The organism is Kribbella sp. C-35, from assembly GCF_046549195.1.
In the GTDB taxonomy this organism is placed as follows: domain Bacteria; phylum Actinomycetota; class Actinomycetes; order Propionibacteriales; family Kribbellaceae; genus Kribbella.
Window position 1 is genome coordinate 536,668 of sequence record NZ_JAJPWG010000005.1, and the last position, 15,241, is coordinate 551,908.

The window sequence follows — 15,241 nt, forward strand, 5'->3', positions numbered from 1 at the left end:
TCGCACTACTCCGACGGGGGTAGCTGGGATCACTCCCCCGAGGCGACGCGGTGGGTGGGGTGGTGGCGGCACTCTCGTTGTATGGATGCGTTAGTTGAGGTCAGTGGGCTGACTAAGAGGTATGGCGGCACCTTGGCGGTTGATGGTGTCGATCTGAGGGTGTTGCCGGGTGAGGTGTACGGGTTTCTGGGGCCGAACGGGGCGGGGAAGACGACCACGCTCCGGATCCTGACCGGGCTGATCGCGCCGACGAGTGGGAGCGTGCGGGTGCTGGGCGGGCGGCCGGGCGATACCGCCGTACTCAAAGGAACCGGGTCGATGATCGAGTCGCCGGCGTTCTACCCGTACCTGTCGGGGCTCGACAACCTGCGGTTGCTGGCCGAGTACGCCGGGGTGTCGCGGCAGCGGATCGACGAGGTACTGGAGCTCGTGGACCTCACCGATCGCGCGAAGGACCGGTTCTCGACGTACTCCCTGGGGATGAAGCAGCGCCTCGGTGTCGCGGCCGCGCTGCTCAAGGATCCGGAGCTGGTGATCCTCGACGAGCCGACCAACGGCCTCGACCCGGCCGGGATGCGCGACATGCGCCGCCTGATCCGCGAGCTCGGCACCGAAGGCCGGACCGTGCTGCTGTCCAGCCACCTGCTCGGCGAAGTACAGCAGATCTGCGACCGGGTCGGCATCATCAACGCCGGCCGGATGGTTGCCGAGCACAACGTCGACGAGCTGCGCGGCGAGCAGGAACTCGTCGTCCGCGCCACCCCTCGCGAGGATGCACAGCGGCTCCTGACCCGGTTCGGCAGTGTTCACCAGTACGACGACACGCTGCGGGTGCAGGTGGATCCCGCGAAGGCCGCCGAAGTGAACCGCACGCTCGTCGAGGCCGGTATCGAGGTGTCCGAGCTGCACACCGCCGAACGCGCGCTCGAGGACATCTTCTTCGAGCTGACCACGGCGAAGGAGCAGGCTGATGTTGGGTAGCTACCGAGCGGAGATGCTCAAGCTCCGCAAGCGATCCGCGGTCTGGGTGCTGTTCGGCGCCGGCCAGGTGCTGAGCCTGATCTTCGGCTACCTGCTGCCGTACCTGGGCTACGCGACCGGCGACGACAACCCGCAGACCGACGGCGTACCGCGCGCCGAGATCCTCCGCGGCATGCTCCCGGAGCGGGTCGTCGACAACACGATCGGCGGGTACCCGATCTTCGCCGGCGCGCTCGCGCTGGTCCTGGGCGCGATCGTGATCGGCGGCGAGTACACCTGGGGAACCCTCAAGACCATCCTCACCCAGCGGCCCCGGCGCAGCACGATCCTCAGTGCCCAGTTCCTGGCGCTCGGTACGATGATCGCGCTCTGGGTGCTCGGGATGTTCGCCGCCTGCGCGCTCTGCAGCGTCGGCATCGCCGCGGCCGAGAACGGCTCGACGAGCTGGCCGGGTATCGGTGATCTCGTCCAAGGACTCGCGGGCGGCTGGCTGGTCCTGATGATGTGGTGCCTGGCCGGCGCCGTCCTGGCCGTTGCCTTCCGCAACGTCGCGCTCCCGATCGGACTCGGCGTGGTGTGGATCCTCGGCATCGAGACGCTGCTGGCCGGCGTGGTGAGCAGCCTGTTGCCGAGCCTGAAGTGGCTCGCCAACGTCCTGCCCGGCACCAACGCCGGCTCCCTCGTCTTCAGCGTCACCGGCATGGCAGCCACCGACGCCCCACCAGGCGTACGCGACGCAGTCGGCGGCGGCCGAGCCCTACTAACCCTGATGGCCTACTGCGCTGTGTTCGCCGTACTAGCCGCCTGGACCACCCGGCGCCGCGACGTCACCTGATGCCGGCGTGGACCAGGGCCAGTTCGCAGAACATCGCGTTGGCCCAGGAGAACCATTCGCGGGTGAACTTGCGGGGGTCGTCGACGTCGAAGCCCTCGTGCATCTGGCCGGTGCCGCCGGTGGTGTCGCGGAGGAGTTCCAGCAGGTGCTGGCGCTCCTCCGCCGACGTGCTCGAAATGCCTTGTACAGCAAGGGCGATGTGCCAGATGTAGCGCGGCGGGGTGTGCGGGCTGCCGATGCCGGCGGCCGCCGTTCCGCTGTAGTAGTAGGGGTTCTCCGGGCTGAGCAGCAAAGAACGCGTCGCGAGGTACGTCGGGTCGTCCGGGGCGGCGTACCCGGTGAGCGGGATCGACAGCAGGCTCGGCATGTTGGCGTCGTCCATCAGCAGTGTCTCGCCCAGACCGTCCACCTCGTAGGCGTAGACGCGACCGTGCTCCGGATGCTCCACCGTGCCGAACGAAGCGATGCCCTCGTCGATCTCGGCCTTCAACGCCTTCGCGCGATCGGCCAGCGGCACGTCCCGCAGGACCTCGGTCGCGATCTCCTGCAGGTACCCGAGCACCACTGACGCGAACATGTTCCCGGGCACGTTGAAGCCCAGCTCCGTCGCGTCGTCACTCGGCCGGAACGCACTCCACGACATCCCGGTCGGCCGCGTCAGCCGCCCACGGCCCTCGCGGACGAGCGTGTCCGACGGACGGTCGTCGAGACGCTGGAAGCGGTACGGCGAACGCGCCTCATGGTCCTGCTCAACGGTCCACAGCTCGACGATCGCCTCCGCCGCGGCCCGGAACCGGTCGTCGATCACGTCCGCGCGGCCGGTGATCCGCCAGAGCCGGTACGCCAGCTCGAGCGGGAAGCACAGCGAGTCGATCTCGTACTTGCGCTCCCACACCCACGCCGACATCTCGGTCTCGTCGGAGGTGTGCCCGGCGCCGTTCGCCTCCTTGTTGAAGGCGTTCGCGTACGGGTCCAGGACGACGTACTCGAGCTGCCGGTGCAGCACGCCGATCAGGACGTCCTGCAGGCCCGGGTCGTCCTTGCACAGCAGCAGGTACGGGCGGAGTTGCGCGGCCGAGTCTCGCAGCCACATCGCCGGGATGTCGCCGGTGAGTACGAACGTCGTACCGTCCGGCAACCGCTCCGCGACGGCCGGCAGGTTGCCGGACATCGAGCGCTGGAACATCTCCGCGATCACGTCGTCACCGGTGGCCTCCCGGACGGCCGCGGCGGCGCGGGCGAGGACCTCGGGGTCGATCATCAAAACATCTACCTTTCACCAACGAGTGACTGGTTCGGGGAAAACGTGCGGTCCAGGATCAGGCTCGCGGCGCCGATCGCGCCGACATCCGCGCCGAGCGCCGTTCCCGTGACGTCGAACGGGTGCACCGCCGCCAGCAGGAAGCGTCCTTCCAGCGCGGTGCGCACGCGGTCCTGCAGAACTGGGGCGAGCTGCTCCCAGTGCGGGCCGCCGAAGACCACGCGCTCCAGGTCGAGCAGGTTCGCGATGTCCTCGACCACCTTGGCGATCCGCTCCGCGAGCGTGGTCAGGATGTCCCGAGCAGCACCCGGGCCGGCGGCCTGCGCACACAGCTCGGCAAAGGCGGCTTCAACCGCGAGCCGGTCGTCGAGATCAATGCCTTCAGCAAGTACTTCGGCGCGCATCGCCTGCTCCACCAGGTACCTGGGCTGGCTGGCCTCACCGACACAACCACGCCGCCCGCAGTAGCAGAGCGGCCCGCCGGGATCGACGATCACGTGACCGATCTCGCCGACGTTGCTCGACGAACCGCGGACCACCTCGTCACCGATCACCAGCCCGGCGCCGACACCGGTGCCGAGGTAGAAGAAGACGAAGCTGCCGCCCTGCCCGGCCCACTTCTCCGCGGACGCGGCCGCGGTCACGTCCTTGTCGAGGACGATCGGCAGACCGGTCCGTTCGCTCAACGCGTCGCGGAGCGGGACGAGGTGCCAGGTCGAGAGGTTCGGCGGGTCGACGACCACGCCGCGCTCGACGTCGATCGGCCCGGGCGCGGCGATCCCGACACCCGTGACCCGGTCGCGCGGTGCGCCGGACGCGGCGATCACTTCCTCGATCGTCTTCGCGATGCCGTCGATGAGTACGCCGGGGTCGTCGGCGTACTGGTCGACCGGCCGCCGCGCGACCACCTCACCGGTGAGATCGAGCAGTACGACGGTGACGACGGACGGGTCGAGGTGCACGCCGACGGCGTACTGTCCGGTGGGCTCGAGCTCGAGCAGCGTCCGTGGTTTTCCGATGCCGGCGCCGCGCAGCCGACCGGCCTCGCGGACCAGGCCGGCGTCGAGGAGGCGGCGCACGATGTTGGAAATCGCCTGACCGGACAGGCCGGTCGCCTCGGCCAGTTCGACGCGGCTCAGCTGCTCGCTGCGGCGGATCGCGTCCAGCACCACGGCATCGTTGAATCCCCCGACGCGATCGAGGTTCGTCCCCCGTCTAACCAATTGGATCCGCACCCCACGGTTGCGACCAGTCGTAACGAATGATGTCGTCGCCCGCCCGCCACACGTTCGGCGTGGTGTTGACGAGCCAGTCGGTCGGCTCGATCCCCGAATCACTCACCGTACCGCCGTCGAGCGCCAACCGTATACCGTCGCGCAACGCGCGGTCCGTCCGCTCCGTCCGGGCCGCCGGATCGATCGACAAGAACAACGCCGTACCGGAGCGGGCGACCAGGTCGAGGAACCGTTCGTTCAGCTCCCACGGCGTCTGCGGCGTACAGGGGACGCAGTCCGCGTCGACCGTGAAGAACCGGTTGTGCTGCGGGAGCCGGAACGCGAGCGTGTTGACGCCCATCTTCCGGGTCCGCTCCCAGTCCCGGCCGGACGTGTCGTCGCCGGTCCGCTGCACGTCGACGAGCCCGGCGGCGAGGTGGCCGACGGTGTTGCAGCCGATCAGTACGACGCCCTCCGCGGCCGCGCGGATCTCGCGGTAGAACGCCAAGATGATTTCGGCCGTGGTCCGCGACCGGTCGTGTAACTGCCAACCGTCGCGTGTCAGCCGGGAGCCCATCGCGGGGCCGAATGCGCCGAACACGTCGTACGTGCTGAAGTCGTGCTTGACCAGCTCGAAACCCCAGTCCTTGAACCGCTGCAGGTCCGCGCGAACACCGTCCAGGACCTCGGGGTACGTCGGGTCGAGCGCCCGCCCCGGCTTGTCGTGCGGGCCCTTCGAGGCCAGCGTCGACGGCTCGCGGACCAGGAGTGGGCGGAACCACAGACCCGGTCGCGCACCGATCTCCTTGATCGCGGCCGCCGTACCGGCCAGGTCGTCGAAGACTCCCGGCGTACCGCTGTCCCAGGGGCCGCCGGACGCGATGCCGCCCGGGTACCAGCCGTCGTCGACGACGCTGAACGGCTTCACGGGGTGACCGTCGGCGAGCTCGACGATCGTCGACGCGTCCTTCAGAACGGCCTTCTCGTCGAAGTTCTCGCCGTACGCGTAGTACCAATTGTTAGCCCCGACCACCGGCGCGGGCTCAGGTCGCGCCGGTAGTCGGGTGCTCATGGAGGCGACCGCTGCGTGCAGGGTCTGCCAGGGTGTGCCCGCGTCTTCGAATCGTCGCACGACTGCTGCCGTCAGCGTACGGCCGTCCAAAAGCGTCGGCCCGCCGCCGTTGCGCAGGTCGAGCCAGAGTGTGAACCCGTCACCGTCGACGGTCCACGCACAGAACGCGTTCGGCTGCACGTCGACGCCCATGCCGAACGTGCCTGCTCCCGAGTGGGCGAGGAAGTACCAGGGCAGCAGGCGCTCGGGTTGCTGGTGACGCCACTGCAGGTCGCCGTACGAACGTTCCCACGCGTCACCGAGGATCAGCGCGTCGCTCGGCAGCTTCTCCGACCAGCGGAGCGCGACCCGGGAGATCCGCTCGGCCGTGACCTCGACGGCCCCGTCGTTCCAGGTGATCTCGGCCCCGGCGCGCACTGGGGCGACCAACTCTCCCGAGGGGTCCACCTGGACGAAAACAGCGCTCGGTTCTCTCACGTGGCTCCCTCGGGGGTAATTTCCCCAGAGACTTTAGTTAGTGCTTCTCGGGCCGGTCAAGGCGGAGACCGCGGCCACGAGACGGTCGACGTCCGACTGGTCGGTGTACGGCGCGAGACCGGCGCGGATCGCACCGGCGGGGCCGAGACCGAGGTGGCGGGCGGGCTCGTACGCGTAGAAGGAACCGGCCGGGGCGTTCACACCCGCCTTCGCGAGGTGCTCGGAGACCGCCGCCGGGGTGTGACCGTCGAGGGTGAAGAGCAGGGTCGGCGTGCGGTCCGCGGCGTGGCCGTAGAGGGTGACGCCGGGGATCGCCTTCAGGCGGGCCTCGAGGTCGTCGCGGAGAGCGTCCTCGTGCGCTTCGACGCTCTTGAGAGAGCTGGTCAGGCGCTCACGCCGGGTCTCGCCGGTGCCTGCGAGACCAGCGATGAAGTCGACGGCGGCCGTCGTGCCGGCGAGCAGCTCGTACGGCAGCGTCCCGAACTCGAAGCGCTCCGGTACGACGTCCGTCGACGGCAGCAGCTTGTCGGGCTTCAGCGTCTCGAGCAGCTCGGGCGCCGCGGTCAGCGCGCCGAGATGCGGGCCGAAGAACTTGTACGGCGAGCAGACGTAGAAGTCGGCGTACCGGGCGTCGACCGGCGCGTGCGCGGTGAGGTGGACGCCGTCGACGTAGATCAGCGCTCCGGCCTCGTGCACCTGATCGGCGATCTTCTGCGTGTCGGGACGGGTGCCGAGGAGGTTGGACGCGGCGGTGACCGCGACTAGGCGAGTGCGGTCGGTGAGCAGCGGGGCGATGTCGTCCAGCTCGGAGGTCTCCGGGTCGAAGCCGAGCCACTTGACCGTGGCACCGGCGGCCTCGGCGGCCTGGACCCACGGACGCACGTTCGCGTCGTGGTCGAGGCGGCTGACGATCACCTCGTCGCCCGCGGACCAGGTCTTGGCGAGGGTGCGGGAGAAGTCGTACGTGAGCTGCGTCATGCTGCGGCCGAACACGATCCCCTGCGCGGTCGTGCCGAGCAGGTCGGCCATCGCCTGGCGGGCGCCGACGACGATCTCGTCGGCGCGGCGCTCGGCCGCTGTCAGTTGGCCGCGGTTGGCGAGCGCCGAGGTCATGGTCCGCGCCACCGCGTCGGCCACGGCCTGCGGGGTCTGCGAACCACCGGGGCCGTCGAAGTGCGCCGCTCCCTCGTCGAGCGCGGGGAACTGCTTGCGGACGGCGACCACATCGAAGGCACTCATGCGCGTCATCCTCTCTCGCTGCTGACAAGCGGCGCTACCGCCTGCCCGAATGCGGATATAAATGCGCGAACTGTCCGCGGAGTAGTGCAGGATGTCAGGAGTGAGCACGGTAACGACTACTGACAAGGCGCCGGTGCGGGCGTGGCTTCCCGTCATGGTGGCGCTGGCGGCCATCTGGGGCTGCAGCTTTCTGTTCATCTCGGTCGGCGTCCGCGAGTTGCCGCCGCTCTATCTCGCGCTCGGACGGGTGGTCGCGGGGTCCGTCGTACTGCTCGCGATCCTCGCCCTGAAGCGCGAGCCGCTGCCGCGGGACCGGCGGCTGTGGGCGCACTCGTTCGTGGTCGGGGCGATCGGTTCGGCGATCCCGTGGACGCTGTTCGGGTACGGCGAGGAGCGGATCCCGTCGCTGCTCGCGGGCATCTGGAACGGGATCACCCCGCTGGTCGTGCTGCCGATCGCGGTCCTGATCTTCCGGACCGAAAGGTTCTCGGCGCAGCGCGGATTCGGGCTGCTGATCGGGTTCGTGGGCATGCTCGTCGTTCTCGGCGCCTGGCGGGTGAATGCCGGGGCGGACCTCCTCGGCCAAGGACTGTGCATGCTGGCCGCGGTCTTCTACGGGCTCGCGATCCCTTACCAGAAACGGTTCCTGGCCGGGACGACACTGTCCGGCACCGCGCTGTCGACCAGCTTGTTGCTGTGCGCAACGGTCCAGTTGGCCGTCGTCGCTCCCCTGGTCACCGGGCAGGCTCCCCCGGCGCCGTGGTCACTGTCGGCCAAGACCGTACTGAGCGTCCTCGCCCTCGGCGCGCTCGGCAGCGGACTCGCGTTCGTGCTCAACATGCGCAACATCCGGCTGATCGGCGCCAGCCGCTCCTCGATGGTCACGTACCTGATGCCGATCTTCTCGATCATCGTCGGCGTACTCGTCCTGCACGAACACATCACCTGGTACCAGCCCGTCGGCGGCCTCATCGTCCTGCTCGGCGTCGCCGTCTCCCAAGGCGTCCTCGGAAACGTCCGCCGCAAGGTTCCTGTGGAGGCACCCGCCACCTAGGCGTGGCGGAGGTTCGGTACCGCTGCGACCACCACGGCAACCAAGGCGAGCAGGGTGCCTGCGACAACTGGTGTGGTGATCGGCTTGTCGGCGACCGGCAGGAAGATGTCGACGAACAGGCTCGCGATCAGTTGGCCCGCGATCGTTCCGAGGCCGAGCACGAAGACGCCGACCACTCGGACCACGGCGGCCGCGGCGCTGATGAAGATGACGCCGCACGCGCCGCCGAGGTACAGCCAGGGCTCGCTCGGCAGGTGCCGCGGCGCACCGCGGAGCGCGAGATCGACGGCGAACACGATCAGCAGGGCAACGAATCCGACCAGGAAATTCACCACTCCGGCCGCGACCGCGCCGTACGCATCTGGGGAGGCGGCGCGCGCCACCCGCCCGTTGATCGCCTGCTGCACCGCGGTGCCGACGCCGCCGAGCGCGGGCAGGAGCGCCAGCATCAGTCCGTCGGGGTGACTCAGCTGCTCCGACACGGCCAGGCCAACCGCGACCAGGGCGATCAATGCCCCGACGATCCGTACGGCGGTGAGCGGCTGCGGGCCGGCCGGGCCGAACCCGAGGCGGTCGACGACCAGGCTGCTGATCGCCTGACCGGCCACACCCGCCACCAGGAACACCGCGACACCGATCACGGAGACGGTGATCGACTGCGTCGCGACGAGGAAAGCGCCCGCGAGTCCGCCGAGGCACTGCCACCAGCGCAAACCGCCGTACCCGCGCATCGGCCGGCGGATGGTGCGCCAGACCTTGACCAGTCCGCGCCGCACCGGAGGCACCACCGCCGTCGCGACCAGCAGGATCAGCAGACCGGTGCCGAACGAGATCAGCGCCGCCGGGATCCCGTCGCCGAGGATGCCGCCGAGCTCGCCGTTCAGGCGTGACTGGACCGCTACCAGCATCCCGATCCCGAAGGCCGAGGTGAGACCGACGACGTGGTGCCGCCGAGTCGAGGAGGTCCGCATCATGACCGGCGGATCAGCGCCAGGTACATCGCGTCGGTGCCGTGCAGGTGCGGCCAGAGCTGGACATCCGGCCCGTCGCCCAGATCCGGTACGCCGGGGAACAGCGGCCGTGCGTCCTCGAGGACCGCGTCGTCGCGGCGCCCCAGGACGGCGTCGACCACCGCGCGGGTCTCGTCGGGATGCGGCGAGCAGGTGACGTAGGCGACGACGCCGCCCGGCCGGACCGACGTGATCGCCGAGTCGAGCAACGCCTCCTGGAGCGGGCGGAGCTCCTCGACGTCTTCCGGCGTACGGCGCCAGCGGGCTTCCGGACGGCGGCGCAGCGCACCCAGGCCACTGCACGGTACGTCGGCCAGCACCCGGTCGAACGAGCCCTCCGGCCAGGTTGGCTTCGTCCCGTCGCCGACGAGCACCTTGTGCTTACCCGGGATCGCCCGCAGATTCTGGCGGACCAACTCCGCGCGGTGCTTGAGCGGCTCCACGGCGGTCAGCTGACCGTCCGGCACGAGGGCAGCCAGCAACGCCGACTTGCCGCCGGGCCCCGCACACAGGTCGAGCCAGTTCGCGTCGTCGCCGTCGACCTTCGCCGACGCCAGCGCGATCGCAACCAGCTGCGACCCTTCGTCCTGTACGCCGGCCCGCCCGGTCGCGACCGCTGCGATCCGCCCCGGATCCCCACCCCCGTCGAGCACCGCACCGTACGGCGACCACCGCGCCGGGACCGCACCGGCATCCACCAGCTCATCCACGTCCGACAACCCAGGCCGAGCCACCAACGTCACCCGCGGCGGCTCGTTGTCGGCAACCAACAACTCCTCAAGCCCATCCGCCGGCACAGCCCGCGCGAACGCCTCGATCACCCAGCGCGGGTGCGCTTCGGCGATCGCCAGGTAGCCGAGGAGATCCTCGTCCGGCCGCGGCGCGGTCGTCGTGATCCACTGGTCGAGGGAGCGTTGGCTGATCTTCCGGAGTACGGCGTTGACCAGGCCGGTGCGCTTCTGCCCCAGCTCCGAGCGGGTGAGCGTGACCATCTCGTCCACCGCGGCGTACGAGTCGACCCGCATGTTGAGCAGCTGGTGGGCGCCGAGGCGCAGCACGTCCAGGAGTTCAGGGTCGAGGTCCGCGAGTGGGCGCGTCACGCACCGCGCCAGGAAGGCGTCGTACGTCCCCTGCCAGCGCAACGTGCCGTGCACCAGCTCGGTGCAGAACGCGGCATCACGGCCGCCGAGTCGCGCGTCACGGAGGGCCTTGTTGAGCGCGAGGTTCGCGTAGCCGCCCTCTGCGGTGACCTGCCGGACGACCTGGTACGCGACCCGCCGCACCGGATCCGAACGCCGCTGCGGCGCCCTGTTGCGTGGACTCCGGTCGCTCACGCGGACGGTCCCAGCCGGTCCTCGTCGGTCAGGCGGATACCGCGCGCCCAATCGGCCGCGGCCATCGGCTTCTTGCCCTGCGGCTGCACCGTCACCAGCTCGACCGCCTTGCTTCCCGTGCCGACGCGAACACTCGACTTGGTCGCCTGCAGCTCACCGGGCTTCAGCTCGTCGTCGGTCAGCCGTACGGCGAGGACCTTCAACCGCTCGCCGCGGAACGTCGTCCACGCCCCGGGCGCCGGGTTGCACCCGCGCACGAGCCGATCGACCCGCTGCGCCGGCGCGGTCAGATCCAGCTCGGCGTCCTCGACCGTGAGCTTCGGCGCCAACGTGATCCCGTCGGCCGGTTGCTCACGGGCCTCCAGCACGCCCGCCTCGATCCCGTCGAGCGTGTCGACGAGCAGCTTCGACCCGGACACCGCAAGCCGGTGCAGCAGGTCGCCAGACGTGTCCTCGGGACCGATCGGTTCGGTGAGTACGCCGTACACCGGGCCGGCGTCGAGCGCCTTCACGATCCGGAACGTGCTCGCCCCGGCCACGTCGTCGCCCGCGATGATCGAGTGCTGCACCGGCGCCGCCCCGCGCCACGCGGGCAGCACCGAGAAGTGCAGGTTGATCCAGCCGTGCTGCGGGATGTCGAGCGCCGCCTGCGGCAGCAGCCCGCCGTACGCGACGACCGGGCAGCAGTCCGGCGCGATCTCCCGCAGCCGGGCCAGGAACTCGGGGTCGCTCGGCTTGACCGGCTTCAGGATCTCGATCCCGCCGAGCTCCTCGGCGTACTGGGCGACCGGCGACGCCACGAGCTTGCGGCCCCGGCCGGCGGGCGCGTCGGGGCGAGTGACGACGCCGACGAGTTCGTGGCGACTGGCAACGATCGCCTCGAGGGCGGTGACAGCTGGTTCCGGCGTACCGGCGAAGACGACTCTCACAGGCCAAAACCATTCGTCGGGTGGGGTGAGACCTTGATCTGCGGTGGGCCGGCCAGGCCGGACCACTCGGCTTCGCGGATCGCCTTCATCGCCTGCTTGCGGGTATCCCGGTCGAGCCGGTCGACGAACAGGACGCCGTCCAGGTGGTCGGTCTCGTGCTGGATGCAGCGGGCGAGCAGGTCCGAACCCTCGATCACCACCGGGTCGCCGTACATGTTGAAGCCCTTCGCGATCACCGACTCGGCGCGGCGGCAGTCGAAGGTCAGGCCGGGGATCGACAGGCAGCCCTCGGGGCCGAACTGCTCCTCGAGCGACAGCGTCAGCTCCGGGTTGATCAGGTGCCCGAGCTCGCCCTCGACGTGGTACGTGAACACCCGCAGGCCGACGCCGATCTGCGGCGCGGCCAGGCCCGATCCGGGCGCGTCCTGCATGGTGTCGGTGAGGTCCGCGACCAGGCGGCGCAGCTCGGCGTCGAAGTCGACGACCGGCTCGGCCTTGGTGATCAGCACAGGGTCGCCGAACAGGCGGATGGGTTGGACCGACACAGACTCTCCACACGGGTTCCACGGACCGGGACCGAGCAAGTCTACGGGGCCCGTCTGATGGATTCCCGACGGGAGGCCTCTCCCGTTTGTTGCCACAAGCACGTACTGTGGTCCCAGGCGTACCCTCAGTCACTGCCGTCACACGCCGCTCGGGAGACCCAATGCTCACAGCAGCACGGGGGGCCACTCTGATCCTCCTGGGTGCACTGCTCGCCCAGGCACCCCTCACCGCCCAGGCCTACCAACCACGCGACCCCGCAGGTCCGGCCGCGCCGCTACCTACCGCGCCGCCACCCAGCGCACCGACCTCTGCTGGGCCAGGGGAGCCCGTTGCGCGGTCGTGGAGTGAGGTGGTGCAGCAGGTCACGGAGACCTCGCCGGGTGATGTGCAGCTCAGGTCGGCGGACACGTCGGCGCAGGCTGCCTCGATGCTCCGGTGCTTCAAACTCGACACCGAGAACTACTGCCTCGGCCTCGGCTTCGTCAGCCAGGTGCCGACCGGCGCCCAGCGGCACACCCTGATGGCCAACCCGAACCTCCGCACCGCGGACGAGACCGGCACCGCGCAGGACAGCACCAAGCCGGACACCACCGCGCAGGACATCCCGACCGGTGATCTGACGCCGGCCGCGTTCGTCGCCGAGCGCGCCGCGCTGCCGAAGAGCCAGCGCGTCACCGCGGAACTCGACGAGATGCAAGCCGCCTGGAACGGCCGCCAGAAGGCCCGCGAACTCCGCGAGCTGGCCGAGGCCGAGACGCCACCCCCCAACCCACAGGCACCGGAAAGCGCGACAACGCCGTCGACCGAGGAGACTCCTTCCCCGACGTCGACTCCTACTGCGACCCCGACGTCCACTCCGACGTCCACTCCGACGTCCACTCCGACTCTGGTGCCGACGCGGACTGTTCCTACGGTTGGGACGTCGACTCCGGTGCCTTCGACGCCGGCAGCTCCGGTGGTGGCGCCTGCTTCGGCGTACATCATGAAGGGGTTCCAGACCTCGCAGGAGAAGGGGTACTGGTGCGGTCCCGCGACGTTCCAGTCCATCGACTGGGCGGATGACAACCAGAAGGACACCCAGGCGTCCTGGGCGAAGGACCTCGGTTCGACCTCGTCCGGTACGGCGATCTCCGCGATGGTCAAGCAGACGAACCTGAAGACCACCTGGCCCAAGTCCGCCGGCACCTACATCGTGCAGAACGTCTCGAACTGGAACGCACAGACGTTCTTCACCGTGCACCAGAAGCACCTCGGCGTGTACAAGGCCCCGGTGATCGAGCACGTGCAGCTGCTGAAGCGGTACTTCCCGTACCTCGCCTTCAACCACAGCGGTCACTACCAGGTCGGCCGCGGCTACGACAAGGCGAAGGGCACGATCGCGATCTTCGAGGTGTTCAACGAGCGCCGCTTCAACAGCCGCGGCAACGTCACCGACGGCCCGAAGAACATCCCCGCAAGCGCCCTGTTCAACGCCACTCTGGCCAACTCCTTCCAGAACATCGGGCTTTGATGCGTCGCACCGTTGCCATTGGCACCCTTCTGCTCCTGACCGTGGCGGGCTGCTCCTCCAACCCACCGCAGAGCAGCCCGTCACCGAGCAGCACGCCATCACCGACCAGTACCCCGACGCCAACCCCCACGACGCCAGGCCGGCCGACGGACACCGGTACAGCGCTGCCCGCGTGGGCGAACGTGCTGCGCCAACCGGTCGACGGGCAGCACCTCGTCACCCAGCAGCGCAAGTACGTCGTGACGCGCGGCAGCGACGAAGCCGGTACGACGACCATCGCGGACCGCGCCAGCAAGAAGGTCGTCGTACGGCACGTGCCCGCGAGCGGCTTCATCGCCCAGTCCCCCGTCGTCATCGACGACCGCTGGGCGCTGATCGAGGACATCCGCTCCGACGGCCCCGACCCGCAGATCAAGGTACTCCGCTACGACCTCACGACGGGCAAGGCGACCCCTCCGACCGCACTGCCGCCCGTCTCCGAGCCGGAGATCGGCGCGTACGACGGCACCTTCGCCTACAGCTCCACCGACGCGAAGAACCGCTCCTGCCTGATCGTCGCCGACCTCGCGACGCTCAAGTCCCGCACCGTCACCTGCGTCGCGGCCCCCGGCTACGTGGCCGATCCCGTGGTGTCCGCGGACACGGTGACGTTCAGCGAGATCATCGCGCCGGAGACCGCCCGCCGCTGCAAGCGGATCCTCACCGCTCCGCTGTCCGGAGGCGCCGCACAACCGGTGCCCGCAGCAACCAACTGCGTCCAATGGAGCGGCGCGACGCTGCGCGGCGCGACGGTCTGGTCGGAGGTCGGCGCCTCGGACCCGGACCAGTACCAGAGCAAGGCGTACGTGCGTGAGTCGGGCGACTCCCCCACCCGCCCGCTCGGCACCGTCGTCACCGACACCATCCTTGCCTGCGGCAACTGGATCCTGTGGGAGACGAGGACTGTCGGTTCGGGCGGCGAGGAGACCTACCAGATCAACCGCTGGCGCTCCGGTCTCTCCACCCCACAACGGTTGTACGCCGCCAAACCCGGCGTCGCACTCACTCCGATGACCTGCCAGGACAACACGGTCTACGTCGAAGCGGCGTACCTCGCGAGCACCCCGACGTACACCGAAACCATCTCAGCCGCGCTCTAGCTTGGTAGCCAGGAGGTCATCCCGCTGCCGCGCCGACCATCGCCTCCATGAGATCGGCAGCTTCTTCGCTCGTGAGCGATCCCTCCCGAACCAGCGAGTGCCAGGTCGCGAACGAGATCGCGTGGCCGACGGCTGCCGCCGTGCGTACGCGCACCCGACCTCGTGCGCGGCGTCCCGTCATCAGTGAACGAGCGGCGTGGCGAAAGTATCCGAAGAACGCCTCGCGCGCCGCCGGCGGGACAGCATCGATATCGCGGATGCCTGCCGAGAGCATCGCCTCCGTTTCCTCGTACCACCGATACAGTTCGCGCACCGCGACGCGAAAGCGCTCGTCGGGTGCGGCGATGCCGACCCACGACGCTGGGTCGGGCATGGGATGCCGCTCGTAGTAGTGAGCGTTGCACGCCTCGAAGAGGGCCTGGAGATCGGGAAAGTGGTTGTACACCGTGGCACGCTGCACGCCCGCACGCTCGGCGATGGCCTTGATGGTCGTCTTCGCGGGTCCGAGCGTTTGGTGGAGCTCGACCGCCGCTTCAACGATTCGTTGCCGGGTCTCGGCTTCGGTCAGCGCACGCTTCGTCTTCCGGTACGGACGTGGCGACTCAATGTTCGCTGAACACATATGTTAGCCAATCTTGAC

At 69.3% G+C, this 15,241-nt stretch carries 14 protein-coding genes; 5 read left to right on the forward strand and 9 right to left on the reverse strand.

Annotated features, from left to right (window positions below):
* Positions 1-81 precede the first annotated feature (81 nt).
* Both ACLJOO_RS32870 and ACLJOO_RS32875 read left to right on the forward strand, forming a co-directional pair.
* Positions 82-981 (forward strand): ABC transporter ATP-binding protein, encoded by a 900-nt coding sequence (locus tag ACLJOO_RS32870; protein ID WP_410791531.1) that lies wholly within the window; start codon positions 82-84, stop codon positions 979-981.
* Positions 971-1,816, forward strand: a complete 846-nt coding sequence (locus ACLJOO_RS32875; protein WP_410791532.1) for an ABC transporter permease subunit — start codon at positions 971-973, stop codon at positions 1,814-1,816. The genes ACLJOO_RS32870 and ACLJOO_RS32875 overlap by 11 nt, the downstream gene beginning before the upstream one ends.
* Here the strand turns inward: ACLJOO_RS32875 and ACLJOO_RS32880 are convergent.
* From ACLJOO_RS32880 to ACLJOO_RS32895, 4 genes are read right to left on the reverse strand one after another with little or no spacing between them, the layout of a single operon-like run.
* Positions 1,809-3,077 carry a glycoside hydrolase family 125 protein gene (locus ACLJOO_RS32880; RefSeq protein WP_410791533.1) on the reverse strand — a complete coding sequence of 423 codons (1,269 nt, stop codon included), beginning with the start codon at positions 3,075-3,077 and terminating at the stop codon, positions 1,809-1,811. The two genes, ACLJOO_RS32875 and ACLJOO_RS32880, sit on opposite strands and share 8 nt — an antisense overlap.
* A gap of 8 nt (positions 3,078-3,085) precedes the next feature.
* Positions 3,086-4,246: an ROK family transcriptional regulator gene (locus ACLJOO_RS32885; protein ID WP_410791534.1), complete on the reverse strand. Its 1,161-nt coding sequence runs from the start codon at positions 4,244-4,246 to the stop codon at positions 3,086-3,088.
* A 46-nt stretch (positions 4,247-4,292) separates the two neighbouring features.
* Entirely contained in the window at positions 4,293-5,840 is a 1,548-nt protein-coding gene (locus ACLJOO_RS32890; RefSeq protein ID WP_410791535.1) for a hypothetical protein, read from the reverse strand.
* Between the two features lie 33 nt (positions 5,841-5,873).
* On the reverse strand, positions 5,874-7,079 hold the full coding sequence (locus tag ACLJOO_RS32895; RefSeq protein WP_410791536.1) for a cysteine desulfurase-like protein: 1,206 nt from the start codon (positions 7,077-7,079) through the stop codon (positions 5,874-5,876).
* 100 nt (positions 7,080-7,179) lie between these two features.
* On the opposite strand from ACLJOO_RS32895, the gene ACLJOO_RS32900 reads away from it, so the two are divergent.
* On the forward strand, positions 7,180-8,133 hold the full coding sequence (locus ACLJOO_RS32900; RefSeq protein ID WP_410791537.1) for a DMT family transporter: 954 nt from the start codon (positions 7,180-7,182) through the stop codon (positions 8,131-8,133).
* On the opposite strand, the gene ACLJOO_RS32905 is transcribed toward ACLJOO_RS32900, so the two are convergent.
* From ACLJOO_RS32905 to def, 4 genes are read right to left on the reverse strand one after another with little or no spacing between them, the layout of a single operon-like run.
* Entirely contained in the window at positions 8,130-9,107 is a 978-nt protein-coding gene (locus tag ACLJOO_RS32905; protein WP_410791538.1) for a DMT family transporter, read from the reverse strand. The two genes, ACLJOO_RS32900 and ACLJOO_RS32905, sit on opposite strands and share 4 nt — an antisense overlap.
* Positions 9,104-10,477, reverse strand: coding sequence for an RsmB/NOP family class I SAM-dependent RNA methyltransferase (locus tag ACLJOO_RS32910; RefSeq protein WP_410791539.1), 1,374 nt, complete (start codon positions 10,475-10,477; stop codon positions 9,104-9,106). The genes ACLJOO_RS32905 and ACLJOO_RS32910 overlap by 4 nt, the downstream gene beginning before the upstream one ends.
* A complete protein-coding gene (gene fmt, locus ACLJOO_RS32915) occupies positions 10,474-11,406 on the reverse strand; it encodes a methionyl-tRNA formyltransferase (protein WP_410791540.1) in 933 nt (310 codons plus the stop codon). Before fmt ends, ACLJOO_RS32910 begins: the two co-directional genes overlap by 4 nt.
* Positions 11,403-11,951, reverse strand: coding sequence for a peptide deformylase (gene def, locus ACLJOO_RS32920; RefSeq protein ID WP_410791541.1), 549 nt, complete (start codon positions 11,949-11,951; stop codon positions 11,403-11,405). The genes fmt and def overlap by 4 nt, the downstream gene beginning before the upstream one ends.
* 353 nt (positions 11,952-12,304) lie before the next feature.
* On the opposite strand from def, the gene ACLJOO_RS32925 reads away from it, so the two are divergent.
* Both ACLJOO_RS32925 and ACLJOO_RS32930 read left to right on the forward strand, forming a co-directional pair.
* Complete coding sequence (locus ACLJOO_RS32925) at positions 12,305-13,462, forward strand: C39 family peptidase (protein WP_410791542.1); 1,158 nt, start codon at positions 12,305-12,307, stop codon at positions 13,460-13,462.
* A complete protein-coding gene (locus tag ACLJOO_RS32930; protein ID WP_410791543.1) occupies positions 13,462-14,601 on the forward strand; it encodes a hypothetical protein in 1,140 nt (379 codons plus the stop codon). Before ACLJOO_RS32925 ends, ACLJOO_RS32930 begins: the two co-directional genes overlap by 1 nt.
* A gap of 16 nt (positions 14,602-14,617) precedes the next feature.
* On the opposite strand, the gene ACLJOO_RS32935 is transcribed toward ACLJOO_RS32930, so the two are convergent.
* Entirely contained in the window at positions 14,618-15,223 is a 606-nt protein-coding gene (locus tag ACLJOO_RS32935) for a TetR/AcrR family transcriptional regulator (protein ID WP_410791544.1), read from the reverse strand.
* Between the last annotated feature and the right edge of the window lie 18 nt (positions 15,224-15,241).